Annotated in this window: 23 protein-coding genes and 1 pseudogene; 10 read left to right on the forward strand and 14 right to left on the reverse strand. The window is 73.5% G+C overall.

Translation table 11 applies throughout. The features are described from left to right. Nucleotides 1–149: 149 nt before the first annotated feature. From ABZ815_RS24700 to ABZ815_RS24715, 4 genes are all read right to left on the reverse strand, one after another. Nucleotides 150–503, reverse strand: coding sequence for a beta/gamma crystallin domain-containing protein (locus tag ABZ815_RS24700; protein ID WP_357701668.1), 354 nt, complete (start codon nucleotides 501–503; stop codon nucleotides 150–152). A gap of 234 nt (nucleotides 504–737) precedes the next feature. Next, nucleotides 738–1,220 carry a tetratricopeptide repeat protein gene (locus ABZ815_RS24705; protein ID WP_357701670.1) on the reverse strand — a complete coding sequence of 161 codons (483 nt, stop codon included), beginning with the start codon at nucleotides 1,218–1,220 and terminating at the stop codon, nucleotides 738–740. A 70-nt stretch (nucleotides 1,221–1,290) separates the two neighbouring features. Beyond that, nucleotides 1,291–1,644 (reverse strand): hypothetical protein, encoded by a 354-nt coding sequence (locus ABZ815_RS24710; protein ID WP_357701672.1) that lies wholly within the window; start codon nucleotides 1,642–1,644, stop codon nucleotides 1,291–1,293. 64 nt (nucleotides 1,645–1,708) lie between these two features. Then, on the reverse strand, nucleotides 1,709–2,116 hold the full coding sequence (locus ABZ815_RS24715; protein ID WP_357701674.1) for a VOC family protein: 408 nt from the start codon (nucleotides 2,114–2,116) through the stop codon (nucleotides 1,709–1,711). 84 nt (nucleotides 2,117–2,200) lie between these two features. On the opposite strand from ABZ815_RS24715, the gene ABZ815_RS24720 reads away from it, so the two are divergent. Further along, complete coding sequence (locus ABZ815_RS24720) at nucleotides 2,201–2,776, forward strand: TetR/AcrR family transcriptional regulator (RefSeq protein ID WP_357701676.1); 576 nt, start codon at nucleotides 2,201–2,203, stop codon at nucleotides 2,774–2,776. A 125-nt stretch (nucleotides 2,777–2,901) separates the two neighbouring features. On the opposite strand, the gene ABZ815_RS24725 is transcribed toward ABZ815_RS24720, so the two are convergent. Beyond that, the gene (locus ABZ815_RS24725; RefSeq protein ID WP_357701678.1) at nucleotides 2,902–4,044 is read right to left on the reverse strand and encodes a cellulose binding domain-containing protein; all 1,143 of its coding nucleotides are present in this window, start codon (nucleotides 4,042–4,044) and stop codon (nucleotides 2,902–2,904) included. A 216-nt stretch (nucleotides 4,045–4,260) separates the two neighbouring features. On the opposite strand from ABZ815_RS24725, the gene ABZ815_RS24730 reads away from it, so the two are divergent. The 5 genes from ABZ815_RS24730 (at nucleotide 4,261) to ABZ815_RS24750 (ending at nucleotide 10,603) form a co-directional block, all read left to right on the forward strand. After that, nucleotides 4,261–4,653, forward strand: coding sequence for a VOC family protein (locus tag ABZ815_RS24730; protein ID WP_357701680.1), 393 nt, complete (start codon nucleotides 4,261–4,263; stop codon nucleotides 4,651–4,653). After that, nucleotides 4,650–5,525 carry a sigma-70 family RNA polymerase sigma factor gene (locus tag ABZ815_RS24735; protein WP_357701682.1) on the forward strand — a complete coding sequence of 292 codons (876 nt, stop codon included), beginning with the start codon at nucleotides 4,650–4,652 and terminating at the stop codon, nucleotides 5,523–5,525. Before ABZ815_RS24730 ends, ABZ815_RS24735 begins: the two co-directional genes overlap by 4 nt. Before the next feature lie 102 nt (nucleotides 5,526–5,627). Continuing rightward, on the forward strand, nucleotides 5,628–8,924 hold the full coding sequence (locus ABZ815_RS24740) for a BTAD domain-containing putative transcriptional regulator (RefSeq protein ID WP_357701684.1): 3,297 nt from the start codon (nucleotides 5,628–5,630) through the stop codon (nucleotides 8,922–8,924). A gap of 45 nt (nucleotides 8,925–8,969) precedes the next feature. Continuing rightward, entirely contained in the window at nucleotides 8,970–9,614 is a 645-nt protein-coding gene (locus tag ABZ815_RS24745; protein ID WP_357701686.1) for a hemerythrin domain-containing protein, read from the forward strand. Continuing rightward, complete coding sequence (locus ABZ815_RS24750; RefSeq protein ID WP_357701688.1) at nucleotides 9,614–10,603, forward strand: hypothetical protein; 990 nt, start codon at nucleotides 9,614–9,616, stop codon at nucleotides 10,601–10,603. The genes ABZ815_RS24745 and ABZ815_RS24750 overlap by 1 nt, the downstream gene beginning before the upstream one ends. Here the strand turns inward: ABZ815_RS24750 and ABZ815_RS24755 are convergent. The 7 genes and pseudogenes from ABZ815_RS24755 to ABZ815_RS24785 all read right to left on the reverse strand — a co-directional run bounded on the left by ABZ815_RS24755 (nucleotide 10,530) and on the right by ABZ815_RS24785 (nucleotide 18,182). Beyond that, the gene (locus tag ABZ815_RS24755; RefSeq protein ID WP_357701690.1) at nucleotides 10,530–11,165 is read right to left on the reverse strand and encodes a S26 family signal peptidase; all 636 of its coding nucleotides are present in this window, start codon (nucleotides 11,163–11,165) and stop codon (nucleotides 10,530–10,532) included. The genes ABZ815_RS24750 and ABZ815_RS24755 overlap by 74 nt on opposite strands. A 16-nt stretch (nucleotides 11,166–11,181) precedes the next feature. Beyond that, the gene (locus tag ABZ815_RS24760; protein WP_357701692.1) at nucleotides 11,182–13,032 is read right to left on the reverse strand and encodes an ABC transporter ATP-binding protein; all 1,851 of its coding nucleotides are present in this window, start codon (nucleotides 13,030–13,032) and stop codon (nucleotides 11,182–11,184) included. After that, nucleotides 13,029–13,568 carry a TlpA disulfide reductase family protein gene (locus tag ABZ815_RS24765; RefSeq protein WP_357701694.1) on the reverse strand — a complete coding sequence of 180 codons (540 nt, stop codon included), beginning with the start codon at nucleotides 13,566–13,568 and terminating at the stop codon, nucleotides 13,029–13,031. Before ABZ815_RS24765 ends, ABZ815_RS24760 begins: the two co-directional genes overlap by 4 nt. A 220-nt stretch (nucleotides 13,569–13,788) precedes the next feature. Further along, nucleotides 13,789–14,097 (reverse strand): annotated as a pseudogene (locus tag ABZ815_RS24770) (MauE/DoxX family redox-associated membrane protein); the annotation flags it as partial. Nucleotides 14,098–14,215: 118 nt separating this feature from the next. Then, on the reverse strand, nucleotides 14,216–14,419 hold the full coding sequence (locus ABZ815_RS24775; protein ID WP_357701696.1) for a hypothetical protein: 204 nt from the start codon (nucleotides 14,417–14,419) through the stop codon (nucleotides 14,216–14,218). Between the two features lie 210 nt (nucleotides 14,420–14,629). Continuing rightward, complete coding sequence (locus tag ABZ815_RS24780) at nucleotides 14,630–17,704, reverse strand: BTAD domain-containing putative transcriptional regulator (protein ID WP_357701697.1); 3,075 nt, start codon at nucleotides 17,702–17,704, stop codon at nucleotides 14,630–14,632. Nucleotides 17,705–17,858: 154 nt separating this feature from the next. Then, nucleotides 17,859–18,182 (reverse strand): cupin domain-containing protein, encoded by a 324-nt coding sequence (locus ABZ815_RS24785; protein WP_357701699.1) that lies wholly within the window; start codon nucleotides 18,180–18,182, stop codon nucleotides 17,859–17,861. 70 nt (nucleotides 18,183–18,252) lie between these two features. On the opposite strand from ABZ815_RS24785, the gene ABZ815_RS24790 reads away from it, so the two are divergent. After that, complete coding sequence (locus ABZ815_RS24790) at nucleotides 18,253–19,272, forward strand: helix-turn-helix domain-containing protein (RefSeq protein ID WP_357701701.1); 1,020 nt, start codon at nucleotides 18,253–18,255, stop codon at nucleotides 19,270–19,272. Here the strand turns inward: ABZ815_RS24790 and ABZ815_RS24795 are convergent. Together ABZ815_RS24795 and ABZ815_RS24800 are read right to left on the reverse strand one after the other, a co-directional pair. Beyond that, nucleotides 19,257–19,811 carry a dihydrofolate reductase family protein gene (locus ABZ815_RS24795; RefSeq protein ID WP_357701703.1) on the reverse strand — a complete coding sequence of 185 codons (555 nt, stop codon included), beginning with the start codon at nucleotides 19,809–19,811 and terminating at the stop codon, nucleotides 19,257–19,259. The genes ABZ815_RS24790 and ABZ815_RS24795 overlap by 16 nt on opposite strands. Before the next feature lie 245 nt (nucleotides 19,812–20,056). Continuing rightward, nucleotides 20,057–20,974 carry an alpha/beta fold hydrolase gene (locus tag ABZ815_RS24800; RefSeq protein WP_357701705.1) on the reverse strand — a complete coding sequence of 306 codons (918 nt, stop codon included), beginning with the start codon at nucleotides 20,972–20,974 and terminating at the stop codon, nucleotides 20,057–20,059. 314 nt (nucleotides 20,975–21,288) lie between these two features. Here ABZ815_RS24800 and ABZ815_RS24805 point away from each other — a divergent pair, with 314 nt between their 5' ends. From ABZ815_RS24805 to ABZ815_RS24815, 3 genes are read left to right on the forward strand one after another with little or no spacing between them, the layout of a single operon-like run. Continuing rightward, a complete protein-coding gene (locus ABZ815_RS24805) occupies nucleotides 21,289–22,110 on the forward strand; it encodes a CPBP family intramembrane glutamic endopeptidase (RefSeq protein ID WP_357701706.1) in 822 nt (273 codons plus the stop codon). Then, a complete protein-coding gene (locus tag ABZ815_RS24810; RefSeq protein WP_357701708.1) occupies nucleotides 22,107–23,261 on the forward strand; it encodes a sensor histidine kinase in 1,155 nt (384 codons plus the stop codon). The genes ABZ815_RS24805 and ABZ815_RS24810 overlap by 4 nt, the downstream gene beginning before the upstream one ends. Continuing rightward, entirely contained in the window at nucleotides 23,258–23,917 is a 660-nt protein-coding gene (locus ABZ815_RS24815; RefSeq protein ID WP_357701710.1) for a response regulator transcription factor, read from the forward strand. The genes ABZ815_RS24810 and ABZ815_RS24815 overlap by 4 nt, the downstream gene beginning before the upstream one ends. The last annotated feature ends 109 nt before the right edge of the window (nucleotides 23,918–24,026 follow it).

The raw sequence follows: 24,026 nt of genomic DNA on the forward strand, positions 1-24,026 counted from the left end.
GCCCACCCGGTGATCCGTCACCGGGTGGGCGCACGGCTGTGTCACTCCGCCTGTCGAAGTGGGCGAGGTGGGCGGCGGTAGGCGGCGGTGGTCACGGCCCCGCTGGGCCCGGCCCGCTCGCCGAGCCGGTGCCACAGCAGGTCAACCCGTCACAGGATCTCGATGGAGCTGACCTTCGGGGGGCGGTTGGGGAAGCTGATGTCGTGCCAGCGCTCGATCTTCACCGAGTCGCCGTTGGCGTCGTAGTAGATCAGGTCGTTGTTGCCGGTGGAGATCCGGTCGACCCACCATCCGCCGAAGTCGGTCCTTCCGTGGTTGGCGTAGCAGTCGACGCTGTCGCGGCCGTTGAGGTGGGACCAGATCTTCAGGAAGTTCTCCCCGCCGCGGCACTCGACGTGATCGATGGCGAAGGCCGGACTGATCGGGATGGTGGCGGTGAAGGCGGCGGCCGCGGCGAGCGCCACCGCCACGGAACGGACGTTCTTCTTGCTCTTCGAGATCAAAGACTCTCCTCCTGTGGAGACCGGTGCGCTCTTCGTGACAGAGTGGCACCGTTCGTTGACTCAAAGTGATATCGCCGCTCGGACTCCTTTTCACACTCCCGCAGAACGCAATTCTCTGTTCGTCGCGCAGTCGAGAATTTCAGCCAGTATTGCGGGTGCTCGATATTCGCCGGAAATGGCGTTGAATGCGATGGAAAATGGTGGCGAGAAAGCCGTTGTGTCGGGATCGGCCGCTCAGGCGGGCTCGCCCAGCAATCCGGCCAGCCGGTCCAGGCCGCCCCTGACGAGTCGCCCGTACCCGTCGTCGCCGAGCACGTCGATCCGCGCCCGGGCCTGCCGCAGGTGCTCACGGGCGCGGTCGAGCTCGCCCAGCCTGCGATGGCACTCGCCCAGGTTCAGGTGCAACGACGGGTACAGCCCCGCCACCGGAAGCGCCACCCCGGCCTGTGCCACCTGCTCGTCGGTGACCCGGTCGGCGGCGGCGAGCGCCCGCAGGTCCCACATCAGCTCTTGCCGCACGTCGTCCTGCACGTCGGCCATCGAGTGGGCCAGGACGCAGACGTGCAGCGGGTCGCCCTGCTCGCCGCCGATGTCGTCCCAGATCCGCGCGAACAAGTCGCGGGCGGCCTCGGGTCGCCCCTGGTGGTGATGCAACTCCACCCCCTGGCCGATCCGGGCCATCGTCGGATCGGTGGTCATCGGCGGATCGGCGGTCATCGGCGCTCCTTCACTGACGCGGGAAAACGTGGTCGGCGTACTGGTTCGGGTCGCCGGGATTCGGTGGAATTCAGCTGTTCCGGAGACGTTCGGCGTGCGGAAGTTCCTCAGCGTGCGGGCGTCCGGGGCGGGTGTCCAGGAGCCGCCATCGGGTCGTGACCCCGTCGGGGCCCTCCAGCGCCCCTCGGGCGAGCGCGGCGTCGATGCGGGCCCGGACCTCGTCCGCCGCCTCCGCGTCGGCCGCGAACAGGACGCGCAGGTGGACGGCGCCGTCCCGGCGCTCGGCGGTCGTGTGGTGCGGGGCGATCGGGCAGGGCGGCTCGTGCTCCCAGTGCCCGCACAGGGCCACGGTGATCGCCGCGCCGGGGGCGCGCACGTCACCGTGCGCCTCCATGTCGATCGTCGCCTCATGGGCGAAGGCCATGCGCACCCTCCCATGATTTCCCCATGAGCGCGACGGGTCCAGCCCGAGTCCCGCCGGGCCGAACTCAGGCGGGCGCGTACTGGGACGCGTACTCGCCCGAGGGCGGGATCGGCGTGATCACGTCCACGAGGACGCCGTTGGGGTCGGCGACGATGAAGTGCCGCTGGCCGAAGTCCTCGTCGCGCAACGTCAGCTCCGGGGCCAGCCCTTCGCGCACGACCAGTCGCTCCCATTCGGCGTCGACGTCCGCGACCTCGAAGTTGATCAGCAGCCCCGCGACCGGCCGGCGGTAGGCGGCGGGCAGCGTCGGGTGCCGGTGGTCGAGCAGGGCGAGCTCGTACGGCCCGCGGCGCAGGCTCACGTACCAGTCGGCCTCGAAGGTCACCTCGTATCCGAACAGCCGGACGTAGAAGTCCTTCGACGCGGTGAGATCGGCCGTGCACACCACCGGATACACGCTGCTCAGTTCCATGCGCTGCTCCTTCCAAGTTTCACGTACCAACGGTATGTGGGCGTACGCTAGTTGGGATACCGTCGGTATGTCAAAGGGGACGCAGTGACCAGGACGGAGCAGAAGGAACGCACGCGGCGTACGTTGCTCGTCACGGCAAGACGCCTGTTCGCGACCAAGGGCTATGCCGGGGTGGGCCTGGCGGAGATCGTCGGTGAGTCCGGCGTCACCAAGGGCGCTCTCTACCATCACTTCAGCGGCAAGCCCGAGCTCTTCCGGGCCGTGCTGGAACAGGTGCAGCGCGAGGTGGCCGACCGGGTGGCCGCGGCGGCCGAGGCCGAGGGCGACCCGTGGGCGCAGCTCAAGGCGGGGTGCGCGGCGTTCGTCGCGGCCGGCGCCGACGCCGAGGTGCAGCGGATCATGCTGATCGACGGCCCGGCGGTGCTCGGCTGGAACGAGTGGCGCGCGATCGACGAGGCCACCAGTGTCCGGCATCTGACCGAGGCGCTGGCCGCCCTCGTCGCGGACGGCTCCATCCCCGCCCAGCCGGTCGCGCCGCTGGCCCGCCTGCTGTCGGGGGCGATGAACGAGGCCGCGCTCTGGCTGGCGCAGTCCGCCCCCGACGACCTGGCCGACACCCAGGCGGCCCTGTCCCGCCTCCTCGACGCACTACGAGCGTGAGCTGCGGCCGACGATGACACGGCCCCCCGTCACCGCGGGCGCACGCTCGCTGGGGCCCCGGCGAGCAGCGTCGGGGCTGACCGTCGTGATCGGCCCCGACGTGCAGCCCCGAAGCCGGGCGTAGGTCAGCCGGTGGCGCAGGGCTTCCCGTTGAGGGCGAAGCTCGCCGGAGAAGGCGGCGCCCCGCTGAACGCCGCGGTGAACCCGACCTGGGTCACCGACCCGACGGCGATGACCTTGTTCCACGGTTTGTTCGCGGCGGCCACCCCCGTACCGGCCTGGGTCCAGTTCGCGGACCAGCCCGAGACGAGGCGCACGGCGGCCGCCGCCGGGTAGTCGACCGTCAGCGTCCACCCGTCGACCGCGGCCGTGCCGGTGTTGCGCACGACGAGCTCGGCGTCCAGGCGAGGCCCGGCCGTCATCGCGCGGTACGTCACCGTGCACGCCGGCCCGGTCGACGGGCTCGGCGACGGAAGACCCTCCCTGGCCAGCGCGGACAACGGGTCCGACGGCACGCCGAGGTTGTCGGCGGCGTCCTTGGCGACCACGACGTAGGTGTAGCGCTGCCCGACGACCAGGCCGGGTTCGGCGAAGTTCAGGCTCGGCGGCAGGACCGTGCCGACCTTGTCGTACGCCGTCGCGGTCTCGCGGTACACGTCGTACGCCGTCACCGCCACGTTGTCGCTCGACGGCTGCCAGCAGAACGTGACGCCCGGATAGTCCTGAAGGCAGGCGTCACGCAGCCCGGACGGCTTGGACGGCGGCACGTGGTCGCCCGGCAGCGGGGTCGGCGAGGTGGTCGGGGTCATCCCGAGCGTCGCCGGGACGGTGATCAGGGCGGAGGGCGGGCTGAGGTGCCCCGCCAGGTCCCTGGCCACGACGTACATCGTGTACAGGTGGTTCAGCTCGCCGGAGAAGCCGCCGACGGTGCTGGTCGTGGTGTTGGCGAGGACGAAGCCGCCCGGGTCCAGGCGGTACAGGTCGTAGCCGGCGATCCCCGTGTCGTCCGAGGAGGCGGACCAGCAGATGGAGGCGTAACCGGTGGGGTTGGCGGCGAACGGCACCGGACAGGGCCGCAGCCCGCCGGGACGGGTCGGCGGCGCGTCGGCGGACGCCGCGACCCCCTTCGCCGCAACGCCCCGCGCCACAGGGACGCCCTTCGCCTTCGGGACGGAGGCCAGCGCCGTCCCCCCGGTCGGGCCGATCGCCAGCACGGCGAGGAACAACGCCAGAGTGAGGAATCCGAGGGTGAGGCCAATCGCTCCCAAGGACCGTCTGCAGAGCCGCATGGGGCTCCCTTCTGATCGAGCCGGCACCCCCTCGCAGTGATCGTGAACGAGTTTTCCCCCCGCGTAAAGCCGTGACTGCGCCGGGCCGGCGAATCGGGACGGACCAGCCGTGTTACCTTTTCCCGCCGGCGCTCGTCATGGGGGTGACGACCGAGAACGAACGGTCGTCGCACCGACGAGTGAAACGAGAGCAGGATGCTGACCACCATCATGTACACGACGGTCTACGTCACCGACCAGGACCGCGCGCTGGAGTTCTACACCGAGGGCCTCGGCCTGGAGAAGCGCATCGACGCCCCCGCGCCCGGCGGGCGATTCCTCACCGTGGGCGTCCCCGGCAGCCCGGTGCAGATCCTCCTGTGGCCCCACGCCGACTCCGCCGGACAACCGGGCGGCGCGGACCGCAACGGCTCGCCCGGCCCGCTGATCCTGGAATCCGACGACCTGCGCAAGGATTTCGAGATCATGCGCCGGCGCGGTGTCACCTTCGAGGAGCCGGAACCCGTGGACTACCCGTTCGGCGTGCGCGTCGAGGCGGTGGACCCGGACGGCAACCGGGTCTCGCTCCGGCAGCAGCGGAAGCCGTGAACGCCCACCCGTCCGGCCTGCTGACCGAGGCGTTCGAGGCCCAGCGCGACCGGCTGCGCGCCGTCGCGTACCGCGTGCTGGGCTCGCACGCCGACGCCGAGGACGTGGTCCAGGAAGCCTGGATGCGCCTGGTCCGCCAGGACGAGGCGGCCATCGACAACCTGGCGGCCTGGCTGACCACCGTGGTCGGCCGCATCAGCCTGGACCTCCTGAGATCCCGCCGGGCCCACCCCGAGACGGCCTACGGGCAGGAGTTCGCGGACCTCGTGGTGACGCCCGCCGACGAACCCGCGCCGGACGAGCAGGTGGTGCTGGCCGATTCGGTCGGACTGGCCCTCTTCGTCGTGCTGGACTCGCTCTCCCCGGGCGAGCGGCTGGCGTTCGTCCTGCACGATCTGTTCGCGGTGCCGTTCCAGGAGATCGGCCAGATCCTCGGCAGGTCGGCCGACGCCGCCAAGACGGCCGCCGCCCGCGCCCGCCGCAAGGTACGGGCCACGGACCGGCCCGTGAGCTCCGGCCGGGAGCATCGGGAGGCCGTCCGGGCGTTCCGCGCCGCCGCGCTCGGCGGCGACTTCGAGGCGCTGCTGCGCGTCCTCGACCCGGACGTGAAGCTGACCGTCGACACCCCCGGCGGCATGGTCGTCACCCTCGGCGCCACGGCGGTCGCGACCGGCGCCCGCAGGTTCGGCGGCGAGGTCGCCGCGCAGCGGCCCGTGCTGGTCAACGGCATCCCCGGGCACATGTCCTGGCGCGCCGACGGAACCCCGCTGTCCGTCATCGCCTTCGTCGTCACCGGTGGCCGGATCACCCGCATCCACATCGTCTCCGACCCGGCCAGGCTCGCCGCGATCGACCTGCCCGCCCCGGCCTGAGCCGGGTCCGCCCGGACCGGTCCTTCCCCTGACGAGCCGGTCCGGGCAGTGTGGGAAATGCGGCATCTGGACCGGTTCAACGGCGGCCCCTACCATGGGCGCGTGCGGCTGAACGTCCTCGGGCCCATGGAACTCGTCGTGGCCGGGCAGGTCGTACCGGTCGGACCGCCGAAGCAGCGAGCCCTGCTGGCCCTCCTCGTCATGCACGCCGGCCGCGTGCTCCCCGCCGACCTCCTGGCCGACCGGCTGTGGTCCGGCGACCCGCCGCCGAGCGCCCAGGCGAGCCTCCAGGTGTACGTCTCCAACCTGCGCCGCCGCCTGGAGCCCGACCGGCGGCCGGGCACGACCCCGGCCGTCCTGGTGAGCGCCGCCGACGGGTACGGCCTGATGACCGCCGGCCTCGTCCTCGACACCGCCGACTTCGGGACGCTCGTGTCGGCCGGGTCCGGCCACCTGGCCGGCGGACGGCACGAGCAGGCGGCGGACGCCCTCACCGAGGCGCTCGACCTGTGGCGGGGCGACCCGTACGCGGACGTGCGCGCACTGGAGTGGGCGCAGCCCGAGATCGCCCGTCTGGAACAGGTACGCCTGGACGCCGTGGAAGGGCTGGCCGCCGCCCTGCTGGAACTGGGCCGCCACACGGACGTGGTCGCGCGGCTGGACCCGTTCGTCCGCGAGCACGCGCTGCGCGAGCGGGCCTGGGAACTGCTGGTGCTGGCCCACTACCGGGCGGGCCGGCAGGCGGCGGCCCTCGCGTGCCTGCGCAGGGTGCGGGAGGTGCTCGCCGGGGAGCTGGGCATCGACCCGGGGCCGCGGCTGCGCGACCTCGAAGGCGCGGTGCTGCGCCAGGACGCCGCACTGCTCGCGCCGGACCGTCCCGCCACCCCGTCTTCCCCGTCTTCCCCGCAGCGACCGCGGGCACGGACGGCCGGGACCCCCGAGCCTCCCGCGGACGGGCCGCCCTTCGTCGGCAGGCAGGGCGCGCTGGAGCTCCTGGCCGAGGCGGCGAAGGCGTCGTCCGCCGCCGGGCAGGTCGTGCTGGTGGACGGCGAGCCGGGCGTCGGCAAGACGAGCCTGCTGAAGCGCTTCCGCGCGACCGCCGACGTGCCCGTCGGATGGGGGGCGAGCCCCGACCACGAGACCGCGCCCGCGCTGTGGCCCTGGGAACGGGTCCTGCGCGACCTCGCCGCCGCGGCCCCGCGGGCCGCCCTGCCCGCCGAGGTCGGCACGTTCCTGTCGGGCGGGCCGGCGGCCGTCCCGGCGTCCGACGCGCAGGGGGCGCGGCTGCGGTTCTTCGAGGCGGTCGGCACGTTCCTGGCCGCCGTCGGCCCGGCGGTCGTCGTGCTGGAGGACGTCCACGCGGCCGACGACGCGACGCTGCGGCTGCTGGTCCACGTGGCCTCCACCGCCCGGCCGGGCCTGCTGGTGGTGGCGACCTTCCGGCGGCACGAGGCGTCGGCGCTCACCGCCACGCTGTCGGCGCTGTCGCGGCTCGGCGCGCGCCGGCTCGGCCTGGACGGGCTCGCCGCCGACGAGGTGCGCACGCTGGTCCGGGAGCTGTCCGGCCGCGACCCGGGCAGCGGCGGGGCCGAGGAGCTGCGCCGGCGTACCGCCGGGAACCCGTTCTTCCTCGCCGAGCTGGCCCGAGCGGGCGAGGAGCTGCCCCGAGGCGTGCTGGACGTCGTGCTGCACCGGGTGGCGGGCCTGGGGGAGGAGGCGGCCCGCGTGCTGGAGCTCGCCGCCGTGATGGGCGACGAGTTCGAGGTGGTCGTCCTGGCCCGGGTCGCCGGCGGCACGGTCGGCGACCTGCTGCCGGCGCTCGACGCGGCGCTCTCCGCCGGGCTGATCCGGGAGTCGGCCTACCGGCTGGGCGGCTACGAGTTCGCGCACGCCCTGGTGACCGACGCCTTGTCGTCGCGCCGGTCGCGGCTGTGGCGGGCGCGGGTGCACGAGCAGGTCGCGAGCGTCCTGACCCAGCTGCACGGGGACCGGGACGACCGCGCGGCGGTGATCGCGCGGCACTGGCTGGCGGCGGCGGAGCTGGGCGCCGAGCCCGCCCGCATGGCGATGGACTACGCCGCCCGCGCCGCGCGGGCGGCCCTGCGGCGGCACGCGCCCGACGACGCGGCCGTGTCCTGGCAGGAGGCGCTGGCGGCGGCCGAGCCCGCCGGGGCCGGCGCGGGCGAGCGGTTCGAGCTGGCCGTCGGGCTGGCGGAGAGCCGTTATGCCGCCGGCCGGTACGACGAGGGCTACGAGGCGGTCGAGCAGGCGCTCGCCATGGCCGGCGACGACCTGGACCGGGCCGTCAGGGCCGCCGACATCGCGATGGGCCACGGCGTCTGGGTGCCCTTCCGGTATGGCCTGGACGTGGCCGCCCTGCGGGAGGCGGCGGACCGGGCCGTGCGCGAGCTGCCGCCGTCCTCGCCGGCCTGGGCGACGGCGCAGGCCGTACGGGCCGTCGTGCTCGCGCAGACCGGTCGCGAGGACGAGGTCGGCGCGGTGTCGTCGGCGGCCGTGGCGGCGGCCGAGCGGCTGGGCGACCGGGAGCTGCTGCGGCGCGTGCTCCACCTGCGGCTGCTCGCCATGCAGGGACAGGACTTCATCGAGGAACGTGCCGGGACCGCCCGGCGGCTGCTGGCTGAGCCGGACCTGTCGGTCCAGCTCCGGGTGATCGCCCAGCTCCACCTCGTCGTCCATCTCACGGTGCACGGCAGGGTCGCGCAGGCCCGGGAGCTGCTGGCGGAGCTCGGCACGCCGCTGCGCGAGCTGCACAATCCCACGCTGGCGTTGCAGGCGGCGGTGGCGCACGTGGGGCTCGACCTGTTCCAGGGCGTGCCCGAACCGGCCCGGCACGTCGAGCCCGTCAGGGCGACGCTGTCGTTCGCCGACCTCGCCTACTTCGAGGTGTCCATGCTCGCCGAACGGGCCGAGACGTTCATCCAGCAGGACCGCCTCGGTGAGGAGGTGGCCTGGATCGAGGAGGCGGCCCGGCGCACCGGCCTGGCGGGGCCCGCCTACGCCCTGGCGAGCGGGCTCGCGGACCTGGGCGAGCACGAACGCGCCCGCCGGCTCCTGCGCGAGACGCCTGCGCCGCCGCGCGACTACCACTGGGCGATGGCCACCATGTGCCGGCTGCACGCGGCGATCCGGCTCGGCGAGGCGGACGTCGTGCGGGAGGTCTACGACGCCTTCCGCCCCTTCGCCGGGCTGCTGCACGTGAACGGCACCTGCACCACGGTGGACGGCGCGTACGACGGCCACCTGGGGGAGGCGCTGCTGGCGGTCGGCGATCACGACGGGGCACGCGCCCATCTGCGGGCGGCGGTGCGCCTGCTGGAACGGGCGGGCGCGGCCTACTGGCTGACAAGGGCCCGCCAAGCCCTCGACAAGTGCACATAGAGACGGGCCGCGCACTCTGTTCCCGACACGTGAGGGAACAGACTGATGATCACACCACAACACCTGACCGGCTTCCTGATGATGCACGCCGGTTTCCGCGCCGAGTTCGGCCGCCTGGCCGAGGCGTGCGGCGACCCGCGTGACGACGCGCACGAGGAGCTGCTGGAGGAGCAGCTCGCGCTCGTGCTCGACATGCTGCACGCCCACCACTCGCACGAGGACGCCACCCTGTGGCCCAAGCTCGCCGGCCGCGCCCCGGAGGCGGCGCACGCGCTGGCCGAGCTGGAGTCCGAGCACTCCCTGCTCGACCCGCTCATCGAGGCCGCCGCCGACCGCCGGACGCCCCTGGCCGAGCGCGCGCCCACGCTGCGGCGGCTGCACGAGCTCGTCAACGAGCACCTCGACCACGAGGAGCGGACCGCCGTGCCGCTCATGCTCGGCCACCTCACCCCCGCCGACGTCGAGGCCGACAGACGCCGGGCGATGGACGACTTCGGCCGCCGCCGGGTCCCCGTCATCCTCGGCTGGCTCGCCTCCAGCGCGGACGCCGGCCTGCTCGCGGCGTCGTACGCCGACCTGCCGGTGGTGGCCCGGCTGATGTTCCGACTGTTCTGGTGGCCGGCCTACCGGCGGCGCTTCGCCCGCCTGTACGCCGCCCCCGTCCCCGCGATCACGATCCTGGAGCCGTGATGACCGCGTCCGTACCGACATCCGCACCGACCGCGTACGAGGTGGCCGAGATCTTCGACCGCGCCCTGGTCTGCGAGTACGCCTCGCTCACCCGCGACGGCCGGCCCGTCACCTGGCCCGTCACGCCGTACGTCGGCGCGGGCGGCACGTTCGACGTGAGCACCGGGCTCACCTACCCGGACAAGGCCGAGCGCGCCCGCCGCGACCCGCGCGTCGCGCTGCTCTGCTCCGGGGACGGTGGGCCGGACCGGGCGCCCGTCGTCCTCGTGCAGGGCCAGGCGACCGTCCGCGACGCGGACCTGCAGGCCGGCACCGACCGGTACGTCCGCGAGTCGATGGCCAAGACCGGCGCCGGGTTCGCCGGGATGCCGTGGTTCGTGGTGAAGCGGCTGGGATGGTACTTCGCCCGCGTCTGGGTGGAGGTGACCCCCGAGCGGATCGTCCGGTGGCCCGACGGCGACCTGTCCAGGACGCCCGACATCTGGACGAGCCCGGCGCGGGTCGTGGCGCCCGCCTCCGACCCCGCCCCCACGGGCCCCCGGCTGCCGAGCCGGTCCGCGCCGCCGGTGGACTGGCGGCCCTTCGCCGACCGTGCCGCCCGCCTGGGCGGGCCCGTCGTCACCATGGTCGCCGACGGCATGCCGCTGGCCGTGCGCACCCGATCGGCCGTACGGACCGGGGACGGCTTCGACCTGCGGCTGCCCGCAGGCGTCCAGGCGGCCGACGGGCCGGTGTGCCTGACCTTCCACCGGCACGGCCCGGCCATGGAGTGGCAGGAGAACGTGGTGCTGGTCGGGAGCGCGGCCGGAGCGGGCGACCGGCTGAGCGTACGGGTCGAGCGGGCGCTGAACGACTGGAGCCTGCCGGGCGACCGCCGCGAGCGCGGCCGCTCGTTCCTCGGTCAGGGGAGGCTGCTCAGGAAGCGGCTGGCGGCCGAGGCGGCCCGGCGTGGCCAGCCCGTGCCGCGCGTCCGCCGTCCTCGTGCCTGACTCCGGGCGCCGGGGCGATGCGCCGGACCACCACGCCGAGCAGCCAGTCCGCCGGTACGTAGCCGAAGTGCCGCGAGTCGCGTGAGGCGGCGGCGTTGTCGCCGAGCACGACCAGGCATCCGTCGGGCACGACCCGGCCGGGAGCGTCCGGCAAGGAGGCGACCTCATGGGGGACCGGGTCGCCGGGCACGGCGGCCACGCGCTTGACCACCCGGAACGGCTCGTCCACGGGCTCCCGCGCCGCGACGGGCCTGCCGGACGGCTCCCGGCCGTTCACGGGTCGGCCCGACGGCGCGCGGGGGTCGGTGGTGAGCGCGGCCTCGGCCGCCATCTCCGGCCACATCTCCGTGAGGCTGCCGGCGAGCAGCACCACCTGGCCGCGCCGGACCGCGTCCAGGGACGCCCGCCGGACCAGCACCCGGTCGCCGTCGCGGTAGGCCGGTTCCATGCTCACGCCGGCCACCGTGATGACGAGGTAGCGACGGCGCAGCCGGACGGCGACCGCGGCCGACGCCCCGAGCACACACCCCACCGCCGTCAGCAGGGCGAAGGCGGGTCTCAACGGCGTTCCCCTCCACTCATCGCGTCACCGGCTCCACCGGCTCCTCGGCGTAACCGGCCGCCTGAACGGTGAACAGCCGGGCGTACGTGCCCCGGGCGGCGAGCAGGTCGGCGTGCCGCCCCTGCTCGACGACCAGCCCGCCGGACAGGACGACGATGAGGTCGGCGTCCCGGATCGTGCTGAGGCGGTGGGAGATGAGCAGGCTGCTGCGGCCGTCGCGCATCCTCCGCAGCCGCTCGTGCACCTCGTGCTCGGCCTCGGGGTCCAGGCCCGCGTTCGGCTCGTCGAGGATCATCAGGTCCCGGTCCTCGCGGAGGAAGGCCCGCGCGAGCGCCACCCGCTGCCACTGGCCGCCGGACAACATCACCCCGTTCCCGGGGTCGTCGGCCTCGTCGTCGGCGAAGAACAGGCGGGTCAGCAGCGTCCCGTAGCCGTGAGGCAGGCGGGACAGGGTGCCGTCGATCCCGGCCCGGACGGCCGCGCCGCGGATGCGTTCCAGGTCGCCGAGCGCCGTCAGGTCGCCCATGGCGATGTTGTCGGCCGCGCTGAAGTCGTAGGTCATGAAGTCCTGGAGCACCGCGCCGACGCGGCGGCGCAACTCCTCCACGGGCACGTCGCGCAGGTCCACCCCGTCCCAGAGGATCGCCCCCCGGGTGGGGTCGTAGAACCGGCACAGCAGCTTGACCAGCGTGCTCTTGCCCGCGCCGTTGTGGCCGACCAGTGCCGTCGAGGCGCCATGGGGAAGGAAGAGGGTGACGCCGCGCAGCGCCCACGGATGGTCGTCGCTGTAGCGGAACCAGACGTCGCGCAGTTCGATGCCGTGGCGGAGCGCGGGCAGCGGCGCCGGATCGTCCGGCGCGGGCAGGTCCGGCCCGGCGTCGACCACCGCGACGTAGTGGCCGAACAGGAGCATCTGGTGGTGCGCCCCGGCCATCGACGTGATCAGCCCGCCGAGCGCCCCCTGCAGTCCGGCGACGACGGCCACGAACATCGACACGTCGCCCACCGTGACCTGCCCCCGCCCGGCCGCGACGACGACCCACACCAGGCCGCCACCGGCGATGACCGCCGACAGCGCCGCCAGCGCCCCCTGGACGACGACCTCCCGCCGGTCCGTCCGCCGCCGGGCGTCGTCGGCGGCGCGCCGCTCGGCGACCAGCCGGCCGCGGAGATAGGCGCCGAGGCCGAACAGCCGGATCTCCTTGGCCGCCGCCGCGCTGGCCAGCAGGTCGCCGTACAACATCTGCCGCCGTTCCATCGGGCCGATCCGCCACATCATCGCGGCGCGCCGCCGGGACAGCTGCAGCTCCAGGACCACCGTGGGGACGGCGGCGGCCAGCACGACGACGGTGAACTCCGCGCTGATCACGGTCAGCGAGCCGAGGAACCCGCCCAGGGTGAGCGCCCCGCGTACCACCTCGAACACCGCGTCGGCGGTCCTGGCCGGCGCGGACGCGCTCTGCTGGGCCAGCCGGAGCCGGTCCTGGAAGTGCGGATCCTCGAACCTGGCCACCCCCGCCACCCGTTCGACCGCCGCGAACAGCTCGTCGTGCGCCCGGAGGGCGGCCCTGCGCTCCATCTCGGCCCGCAGGTACTGGGCGGCGCGCGGCACGACCCCGAGCGCGACCCCCGCCGCCGCCAGCCCGACCGCGGGCCCCACCAGCCCGGACGGCGAGCCCGGCGCGGACGTCAACCGGTCCAGGACGGTCTTCGTCAGCCAGGCCACCGCGATCGGGACCACCGCGACCGCCGCCGTGCACACCAGGTACGCCAGGCCGTGCAGGGGCGCCGAACGGAACGTCAGCGCCACGGCGCGCGCCGCGGTGGCCGCGAATGCGCCGGGGGATGTCCGGGGCTCCCGGCTCACGCAGCCCTCGTGGCCCGCAGCAGGGCGACGTCGGGCGCGGTGGCGAGCAGCGCGCCGGTGCTGTCGACGACGTAGTGCGCGGGGAACCCGTCGACCGCGAAGGCCCGGCTGAGCTCGCCGTCGAACTCCTCGACGGCCACGCGGGCCACCGGTGTGAGCGTGCGGACCATCTCGTCGCTGTCCTCCCGGTCACCGGCGAGGACGGCGAGGACCTGCCGCCGCCCGCCCGGCAGGCCGCGGGCGAACTCGACGAATTCCGGCAGCGTCTCCCGGCACGTCGTGCAGCCGGGGCTGAAGAAGGCGACCAGGGTCTCGCCCGTCAGCAGGTCGCGGGAGACCGGCTCGCCGTCGACGGTGGTGGCCAGGAAGTCGCCGACGCTCCCGCGGACCCTCCCCGGCGAACGATCACCCTGGGACAGGAGGCTCTGGAGCTGGTCGGTGTGCTCCCGCAGCCGTCTGACCACTCCCAGCGTCAGCACCAGGTCGAAGAGGCACAGCGCCCCCACCAGGATCATCCCGGTGACGAGCATCGACATGACGTTCTCCTTTCGGCACCGGTCCGGCGTTCGCCGCCGGGGACACGAACAGTTCGACCAGGTCGTCCAGCCGGCTGACGAGCACGGCCAGCACCAGTCCCGCGCCGCCCGCGACCGCCGTGCCGGCCGGTTGCGACCATGCCTGCGGGTGGGCGGCTCCGCAGGTCAGGGCCACCGCCAGGAGGCCGAGGTTGCGGGCCAGATGGCGTCGTCCCAAGGGGGCCTGGGACGTCCCGAAGCACCGGCAGGACGTGCGCACGCCGCGACGCAGGGCGCGGACGATCGCCGCGCTGAACAGGCCGAGCAGGACGGCTGCGGCGGCCGACCCCGCGACGGACGCGAGCGGATGAAGAACCTGCGCGGCGATCAGCACCGGGACGGCCGACTCGGCCACGACGACCACGACCGCGGCCCGGCGGGCGGTCCGCGGTCCCGTGCCGCGGCCCAGCAGGGCGGTGAGAAGGGCGCCGGTCGCCCGGACGAACTCGGCGAAGGCCGTGCGGCCGCGGACCTTGCTCAGCGCCGACATCGCGAAGACGACACCGATCAGACACTGGCCGCCAAAAGCGACAAACTCCACCAGATTTCCTCGATACGGAGATCAAAACGCGCTTGTCCGCCCGGCCGGGCGGACAAGCGCTCAACGGCTAGCAGTAGCTGGAGATGACCGTGCACGCGGAGCAGTTCGTGCCGTGGACGAGGTCGTACAGCCTCTTGCCGTAGACGACCTGGCCGCCCATGGTGCAGCACATGTACCGCCAGGTGCAGCCGGCCGCGGTCGCCGACGCTTCGGCCTTGGGCACGACCCGCTCCAGCAGGCGGTCGCTGATTCTCGTGATCGTCGCGATCATGGTTCCGCTCTCCTTCACCAACTGGTCGTCAGCGAGGCCCGGGCTCGCCGTTCCTCGATGGATCACTCCATCCTGAACGGCGGATCTTGCGATTTTGTGGCGGCCGCCGGCACGCGGAATCCCGCACCCGAAAGGCGCGGTGACCTGCGACGACGTCGGCCCTGCGGCCGAACGCGGCCCCCGGTACGGGAAGGAGTACGGCCGCCGCGCTCACAGGTTCCTGAGGATGACGTCCGGCGTGCCCGGGTCGTCGCCGGTCTCGATGCGGGACCGTTCGCCGGCGCTGATGAGGCGGAGGTCGTGCAGGATCGTCACGGCGTTGCGCCGGCACTCCCGGGCACGGTCCTCCGCCCCGAGCGCACGGTGGACCAGGCCCAGGCCCCACCAGTGGCGGGCCTCCGTGCAGCTGCCGAGGTCGTCGGCCGCGCGGTCGGCGTCCAGCGCCATCCGGAAATAGCGCTCCGACTCCTGGTGGCGGCCCATGCGCCGGTGGGCCTCGGCGATGTAGCCGAGCGCGATGGCCGTACCCACCAGGTCCTCGATCTCGCGGGTGCCGGACAGGGCGTCGCCGAAGGCCGTGACGGCCGCCTCCGGGTCGCCGCTGCGCAGGTAGGTGACCCCGAGGTTGGTGAGCGTGATCGCCTCGCCGTACCGGTTGCCCTGGCCGCTCTCCAGGTCGACCGAGAGGCGGAAGTGGCCGACGGCCTCCGCGAACCGGCCCAGCCTGCTGTGGACGACCCCCAAGCGGTCGAGCTGGGCGGCCTCTCCCCGGCGGTTGCCGGTCAGCCGGTGTTGTGCGAGTGACACCTTCAGGTGGACCAGCGCCTCGTCCAGCCGGCCGAGGTCGGCCAGCACGTAACCGAGGTCGCCGTGGGTCACCGCCCGGTGGTGGGGGTCGCCCAGGCGGTCGGCCGCGGCGGCGCCCATCTCGCTGACCTCCCACAGCTCCCGCCACCGCCCTCGTTCGTACAGCGGGAAGAACAGCGCCGCCGACAGGGCGGTGACCAGGTCGTCGGCGCCCAGCGCCGCCGCGCTGCCCAGCACCGCCGGAAGCTGCGCGGCCTCCGCGTCGACCCACGCGTACACCTCGTGGCGGTCGCGGAAGCCCGGTCCCGCGCCGGGCGTCGCCGGCCCCAGCGTCGTACGCCACACGGCGACGGGGATCACCTGCCTGCTCGCGTCCCTGGCGACGGCCAGCCGGCTGCGCAGCGCGCGCAGGACGGCATGTCGCCGCTCCTCCGGCGGGTCGTGCTCCGCGGCGAGCTCCCGGGCGAAGAGCCGGGTCAGGTCGTGCACGCAATAACGTCCGGGGGCGGCGGTCTGCACCAGATGCGCCTCGGTGAGCTGGTCGAGCAGGTCCTCGGCGGTCGGGACCGGGAGGCCGGCGAGGGCGGCGGCGGTGTCCACGCCGAGCTCGGTGACGCCGAGCAGGCTCATGCACCGGAACATGCGGGCCTGCGCCGGGTCGAGATCCCGATAGCCGACCATGAGACTGGCCCTGACCGCGCGGTCCTCCAGCTCCAGCTCCGTGAGCCGCCGCCCCTCCTCGGCCAGCCTCTCGGCCAGCGTCCGCCAGGTCCACGAGGGCCGCACCGACAACCGGGCGGCCGCGATCGAGAGCGCCAGCGGCAGGTAGGCGCACTGCCGGGCGACGGCGTTCTGGGCCTCGATGTCGCCCGGCCCGGTGGAGGGGCCGGTGGAGGGATCGGTGGAGGGATCGGTGGAGGGATCGGTGGCGTGGCGGGTCAGCAGGGCGCGGCAGTCCTCCTCGGGCAGCACCTCCAGCTCGTACGGGACGCGGCCCTCCAGCGCGGCGAGCGTCCTGCGGCTGGTCACGATGACGCCGCAGGTCGGGCTCGCCGGGAGGAGCGCGCGTACCTGCCGGACGTCCAGCACGTTGTCGAAGACGAACAGCATGCGGCGACCGGCGGTGCGGGACCGGAACTGGGCGGCGGCCTCGTCCACGTCCGTGGGGACGGCGGCCCGGTCCACGCCGAGCGACCGCAGCAGGCGGCCGAGGGAGCGCAGGGGTTCCAGCGGTTCGAGGTCCGGCGTCGAGCCGTGCAGGTTGAGGTAGAACTGCCCGTCGGGAAAATGGCGGGCGGCCTGCCAGGCGACCTTGACCGCCAGCGCCGACTTGCCGATGCCACCACAGCCGGAGATCAGGATCGGCTGCGGACGCCTGCCGACCACGTCGCGCACGAGCGCGTCGATCAGCCCCGACCGCCCGACGAAACCCGGCACCACGGGGGGCAGCTCGCGAGGAGCGGCGGGCGTGCCGGTGCCCGGCTCCGCCGTCCGGAGCTCCACGGCGTCGCCTACTCCCTGCCGGAGCACGTGGAGCTGCGCGTCCACGAGTTCCGGGCCCGGGGACACCCCCAGGTCGTCGACCAGTCGCCGGCTGATCCCGCTGAACACCTCCAGCGCGGCGGCCTGCTCGCCGCAGCCGGCCAGCGCGATCATCAGCCGCGCGTGCGCCCGTTCGTGCAGCCGTTCCACCTGCGTGATCGCACGCAGCGGCGACAGGACGAGCTCGTGCCGGCCGAGCGAGTCGGCCACCTCAGCGAACTCCAGCGCGGCCGTCACCCGCTCGGCGCTCAACGCGGACACCCTCGGATGGTTGTGCAGCGCCGGGACGTCCAGCAGCGGGCTGTCCCGCCACAGGTCCATCGCCTGCCCGAACGACACCGCGGCCGCGTCGAGCTCGGCCCTGTCGCGATGTTCCCGCGCCTGGCGAACCAGCCGCCGGAACGCCAGGACGTCCACCTCGCCGTCCGTCACGGACAGCTGATAACCGTGCTGACGGCAAATGATGAGTTTCTTGTCCCGGGCCCCGTGATGCAATGTGCGGCGAAGCTTGCTGACATGGCCGTGCACCGCTCGTACATGACCGTCGCCGGCCGCGTCACCCCATAATGCGTCGGCGATGGATTCCATCGGCACGACCTGGTTCGCGGACAACGCGAGCAGTCCGAGAATGCCTCTCTGCCGCTCACCGCCCAACGCGGCCGACGATCCGTGCGTCCGCACTTCGAGCGGGCCCAGTATGCGCAGCCAGACCGCCGACGACGCCGCCGGACCGCCGAGGGGATCGCCCGACCCGGACGTGACCAGCGGAAGGACGTCCGACAGGCGACGCAGGGTCTCGGCGCGCGGACGGCGCGTGCGGCCCTGCTCGACGTCGCGGATCACGGCGACGCTCACCCCGGACCGGGCGGCGAGTTCCTGCTGGGTCAGGCCGGCCTGTTCACGTCGCAGACGCAGTTCGGCACTCAGGTTCTCCATTACTCGTTGCCCTCACCGAAGGATAATGAGTTCCAGAGCGATCCGGCGGCGGCTCGCCCCGAAGAGCTTTACCCGTCCCGTCATGAGGCGCAAGGATTATTCTGTCTTTTCGCGTACGGAGGGAAACGCGCGCACGTCTCACTTTCAATGACGGTTACCGGGTGAGGATGCTGATGCCCAGCATGCGGGCGCCGGTCTCCGTACGCGGGCGATGCGTGCTGCCCGGCGCGAACACGACGTAGCTGCCCGGTCCGAGCCGCCGCCCCCGGTCGATGAACTCGCCCGAGATCACGTAATAGCGTTCCTCGCCCTCGTGCACGTCCACCTCGGGCCATTCGGTCCCCGGGGCGAAGTCGTACATCCAGCCGCGGGCCCACTCGGTGGCGGGCAGGCGCCGCCGGATGATCCCGGGAACGACCTCGACGGGGTCGACCTCGTCGACATGCAGGATCTGTACGTCACTCGTCTCTTGCGTCATGACGCCATCGTCCCGGCGGACGCGGCCCCCGCCCAGTGTCTGGATTGACGTCTGCGGGTATTTTCTTGCCATGAGTGTTCAGCGAGTGGTCGCGCTGGTCCTGCCGCCGCAGTCCACGTTCGAGCTGGCGTGCGCCGCCGAGGTCTTCGGCGTGCGCCGTCCCGGCCTGCCGCCCCGGTACGCGTTCCAGGTGTGCGCCGAACGTCCGGGGGTCGTGCCGACCCTGGCGGGATACGACATGGCGGTCGGCGAGGGCCTGTCGGCGCTGGAGGCCGCCGACACGGTGGTGATCCCCGGCTGGCACCGGCGCGACGACCCGGCTCCGCCCGCGGTGATCGACGCGGTCCGGCGGGCCCACCGGCGAGGCGCCCGCCTCGTCGCGATCTGCTCGGGCGCCTTCCTGCTCGCCGAGACCGGGCTGCTGGATCACCGCAGGGCGACCACTCACTGGCGGCTCGCCGCCGAGCTCGCGGCCCGTTTCCCCGACGTCCGGGTCGAACCCGACACGCTGTACATCGACCTGGGCGACCTCGCGACCAGCGCCGGCACCGCCGCGGGCATCGACCTGTGCCTGCACCTGGCCCGAGCCGACCACGGCGCCGCCTACGCCGCGCACGTCGCCCGCCACATGGTCATGCCGCCGCACCGCGAGGGCGGCCAGCTGCAGTACAGCACCGTGCCCCCTGCCGACCGCCTGCCGGAGTCCCTGGCGCCGGTCCTCGACTGGGCCGGCGAACGGCTGCACACGCCCCTCACCCTCGACGACCTGGCCGCCCGGGCCAAGGTCTCCCCGCGGACCCTCGCCCGCAGGTTCGCCGAACAGCTCGGTGTCAGCCCCGGACGATGGCTGCTCCAGCAACGCGTCACGGCGGCGCGCGCCCTGCTGGAGGAGACCGATCTGCCGGTGGAGGCGATCGCGGCCAAGGTCGGCCTGTCCTCGGCCGCCAACCTCCGCAGACGCTTCCACTCCCTGGTGCACACGACGCCCGCCGCCTACCGTCGCTCCTTCGGCGGCCATGAGGAGGGCCCGTCGTCGCGGCCGGGCGGCACGCCACCGCCGGAACCGGCCGCCCGTCAGGGGCGCACGTAGCGCCGGAACGTGACTCCCGAGGCCAGGGAACGGTGCTCGGCCAGGCGCAGCCGCAGGTTCTCCCGTACGGGCAGGTACGGCCTGCCGCCCCCGACCATCACCGGGAACGCGTACATCCAGAACTCGTCGACCAGGTCCAGCAGGGAGACGGCCAGCTCGGGGCCGCCGAGCTGGAGGGGGCCGTCGATCTCCCGCTTCAGGCGCGTCACCACGGACGCGGCGTCCTCGCGCCGGACGATCGTGACCCCGTCGCGCACGGTCTGGAGGGTGTCGGAGAAGACGTACCGCGGCGTCTTCCTGTAGAGCTCCGCGAACTCCCGCTCGACGGCCGAGGCGCCGTCGCCGCCGAGGTCCTGCGTCCAGGGCTGTTCCATCGCCTCGTACAGCCGCCGCCCGAACAGGAACGCGCCGGTCCGGCGGACATGGTCGTTCGCCTCCTGGCGGAAGTCCTCGGGCGGGTCCATGAAGGCCATGTCGCCGTCGGAATCGGCGATGTAGCCGTCGATCGAGGTGTTCATCCAGTAGAAGACCTGGCCCATGAAACTCCTCCTTGGTCGTAGGGGTCGTCCGGGGTGAGGACCCGGCGGGGCGCCGAAACTCATCGCGGCCGGGTGCCTGTGCTGCCGCCCTGTCCGGCGGGAACCGTCAGGCGCCGGGCTCGTCCTGCCAGGGGACTGAGGAACGCGACCAGGTCATCGACATCCTCGGGCGCGAACCTGACGAACACTGCGGTCATGATCCAGTCTTGTATCAGAACCTGAGGGGGCCGTGAGCGTCGCGCAGGTCATCCGCCCTGCGTCGCCTGACGGGCGGCCTCCGCGGTGACGCGGTCGATGGCCCGGGCGGCGACGTCGGGCTGGTCGACGTAGATGTAGTGCCCGCTGTCCGCGGCCGTGCTGAGCCTGCCGCGGCTGGACAGGGCGAGCCACTTGCGCTGGCCCGCGGCCCACGCCCGCTCCAGGCGCGGCCCGTACTCGGGCAGGGCCTCCAGGTACGGCTTGCCGTGCCGGACGACCTCGACGGGGATGTCGCCGGCGGAGCGGACCTCGCCGTCGGCGACGACGAGCTTCTCCGGGTTCCGCCCCTGGAAGATCGCCAGGTTCTGCGCGCGCAGCTCGCCCGCCGGGCCCTCGGCGGTCTCGGGGATCGCCTTCTCGATGTCGTTCGTCATGGTGGGCGGGGTGGCGTCCAACAGGACCAGCCCCTTGACCCGGTCCTGGTGGTCGGGGGCGTACCTGGCGGCGATCAGGCCACCCAGCGAGTGACCGGCCAGGACGACCGGATGGTCACCGGCGACGCGGTCGAGCACCCCGGTCAGGATCCGGCCGGTGCCGGCGAAGTCCTGCGGGCCGTCCGGCTGGTCGCTCGCGCCCGCGCCGAGCCGGTCGTAGGAGCAGACCCGGTCCTTCGCGCTCAGGGTCCTCTGCAGGGCGGCCATCTTGTCCAGCCCGTCGCCTCCGCCGTGCAGCAGGACGACGACCGGCCTGTCCTTCGCCGGCTCGCCCGAACAGGACACGTTCACCGACCGGCCCGCCACGGTGATCTTCTCGGTGCCGGAGATCGCAGCGGCCCCGGAGGTCGGTGAGGAGGGGGCGAAGGGGTCCCAGTTGTCCATCGCGTCGCCGTCGCAACCGGCGACCCCCGCCCCGAGCCCCACGCAGCACAGCACGGCCACAACGGGTGTCTTGATCTTGCCGAGCACGAGGTCCTCCAGTGAGCGTCGACGCCGGGGTGATGCGCACGGCGGGCGCGAGCGGAAGAACGCGACCGGAACGCCGTGGCTGCGCCCGCAACGCTACGGACCGTGCGGTGTCTGGATCTTCACCGCACGGTGGACATTCACCGGTAGCTCGCGCGGGGGACAAGCACGGCCCGCGGGGAAGGGCCGCCGTCCCCCGTACGAGCTACCCGAGAGTGTCCACCGCACGGGGACGATTCCAGGCCGCCGCGTCTCTAGCGTTTCCGGCATCGCGGCGGCCTCCGCCGTGGAGCCGTCCGTCAGGTGAGGGAGTCGTCATGCGGTTGTTGAAACAGCTCGTGCCCGTCGCGGTGGTCGCCTTCGCCGGCGGCGCGGTCGTGGGCGCGGTACAGGGGAGCCCGCCGCTCACCCTGCTCCTCGGCCTGGGGACGGCCGCCCTGGCGCTGTTCGTGTACGCCCGCGTGGTGCGGTGGTCCGAGCGGCGCGCGCCGGCGGAGGTGGCGACGCGCGGCGCGGCCCGCGCCCTCGCACGGGGGACGCTGCTCGGCGTCGCGCTGTTCGCGGCCGTCATCCTGAACCTCGCCCTCGTCGGTGGCTACCGCGTCGACGGCCTGGGCTCGCCGGCGGGCGCGGCCGGGCTGTTCGGCTTCATGGCCGCCGCCGCGGTCTCGGAGGAGCTGCTGTTCCGCGGCATCCTGTTCCGGATCGCCGAGGAACGCATGGGGACGTGGCTCGCGCTCGTGCTGACCGGCCTGCTGTTCGGCCTGTCGCACGTGTTCAACCCGCACGCCGACCTGTGGGGCGCGATCGCCGTCGCGATCGAGGCGGGCGGCATGCTCGCCGCCGCCTACGCCGCCACCCGTACCCTGTGGGTGCCGATCGGCGTGCACTTCGGCTGGAACTTCGCGGCGGCCGGCATCTTCAGCGCCGAGGTCTCGGGCAACGGCGCGACGCAGGGGTTGCTGCACGGTGTGACGTCGGGCCCGGCCCTGCTCACGGGCGGCGCGTTCGGTCCGGAGGCGAGCCCGTACGCGGTCGTGGCCGGTCTGCTGCTGATGGCCGGGTTCATGTGGCTGGCCCGCCGCCGTGGCACCGTGGTCCCGTTCCGGCGCGGCACGAGCGCTACGCTCGCCCGGTGATCGATCTGCGGCGTGCCACGGACCTGTGGCGGCGGTGCGACGTCGTGGTCCGGGACCTGCTGTTCGGGCTGCTGCTGGCCGTCGCGTCCCTCCTGCCGGCGCTCCACGGCAAGGGGACGCAGGTCGGCGACCTGCCGGCCCGCCCGTTCGACGCGTTGGCGTACGCGGTGATCGCCCTGGAGTGCCTTCCGCTCGCCGTCCGCCGGCGGTGGCCGGCCGTGTGCCTGGCCCTGGTGTCGCTCGGCTTCGTCCTCGACCAGCTCCGCGCCTACCATCTGTTCGCGAGCAACGTGCTGCCCATCGCGCTCATCAGCGCGGGCGCCCATCTGGAGCGCCACCGGCGCGTCACCGTGGTCCTGCTGTCGGTGGCGTACGTGCCGCTCGCGCTCGCCCTCGACCGGCTCGGCGCGACCGAGCGGGTGGAGGGGTACGTGGTGTTCTACCTGGCCCTGGTCCTCGCCTGGGGCATCGGCGCGTGGCTGCGTTCCACCCGCGCCGCCGAGGCGGAACGCCGCCGCCACCTCGCCGAGGCCACCCGCGCCGCCGAACGCACCCGGATCGCCCGCGAGCTGCACGACGTCGTGACGCATCACGTGACGGCGATGGTGGTGCAGGCCGAGGCCGCCCGGTACCTGACCGCCGTCCCCGAGCGTCTCGACGCGACGGTGAGCGCCGTCACCGACACCGGCCGGCGGGCCATCGCCGACCTGCGGCACATGCTCGACCTGCTCAAGGCCGACCATGACACCGACGTCGGCCTGCCGTCCGCCGGCGAGCTCCACACCCTCGTGGAGCAGACCCGCCGGGCCGGGCAGCCGGTGGAGTTCGCCGAGGCGGGCAGCCGGGCGGAATCGGCGGGCAGCGCCGAGTTCGTCACCTATAGGGTCGTGCAGGAAGCCCTGACGAACGCCCTCAAACACGCCCACGGCAGCCCGACCGTGGTTCAGGTGCGCTACGGCGAGAAGGAGATCAGCGTGGTGGTCGGCACCGACGGCCCCGGCTCCGGGGCCGCCTCCCCCGGGGGGAGCGGGCGGGGCCTGGCCGGGCTCCGCGAGCGGGTGGAGGCCCTGGGCGGCGAGTTCGGCGCCGACCGGCAGGCGGGCGGCGGCTTCGTGGTACGGGCCCGCATCCCCGCGGGCGGCCCGTCGTGAGCGCGCCCGTCCGGGTGCTGGTCTGTGACGACCAGGCGCTGATCCGCACCGGCTTCGCGACGATCATCGACGCGCAGCCGGACCTGGAGGTGGTGGGGGAGTGCGGCGACGGCCGCGCCGCGGTGGACCTCGCCCGCCGGCTGAGCCCCGACATCGTCGTCATGGACGTGCGCATGCCGGTGCTCGGCGGCATCGAGGCCACCCGCCTGCTGGCCGGCGCGGGGGTCGAGAACCCGGTCAAGGTGCTCGTGGTGACGACGTTCAACCTCGACGAGTACGTCTACGAGGCGCTGCGCGCGGGGGCCAGCGGCTTCCTGCTCAAGGACGCCCCGCCGGCGCAGCTCCTGCAGGGCATCCGCACCGTCGCCTCGGGCGCGGCGCTGCTGGCCCCCGAGGTGACGCGGCAGCTCGTCGGCCGGTACGCGGCCCGCATCCGCCCCGCCCCGGCCGCGTCCGAGGAGACCGTGCTGACCCCGCGCGAGCTGGAGGTGCTGCGGCTCATCGCCGACGGCCGATCCAACAGCGAGATCGCCGCCACGCTGGTGATCAGCCAGGAGACCGTCAAGACGTACGTGTCGCGCATCCTGACCAAGCTCGACCTGCGCGACCGCGTCCAGGCGGTGGTCTACGCCTACCGCAGGGGCCTGGTGACCTGAGGGGCGACGCGCAGGACCCCAAGCCACGGGGTAGGGCAGGCCCTACCGCAACAAACCGGTCCACGTGACTGATCTTGGAAGCGGAACGCCGAAGGATGGGGACATCGCC

The organism is Nonomuraea sp. NPDC047529 (assembly GCF_040642995.1).
GTDB lineage: Bacteria > Actinomycetota > Actinomycetes > Streptosporangiales > Streptosporangiaceae > Nonomuraea.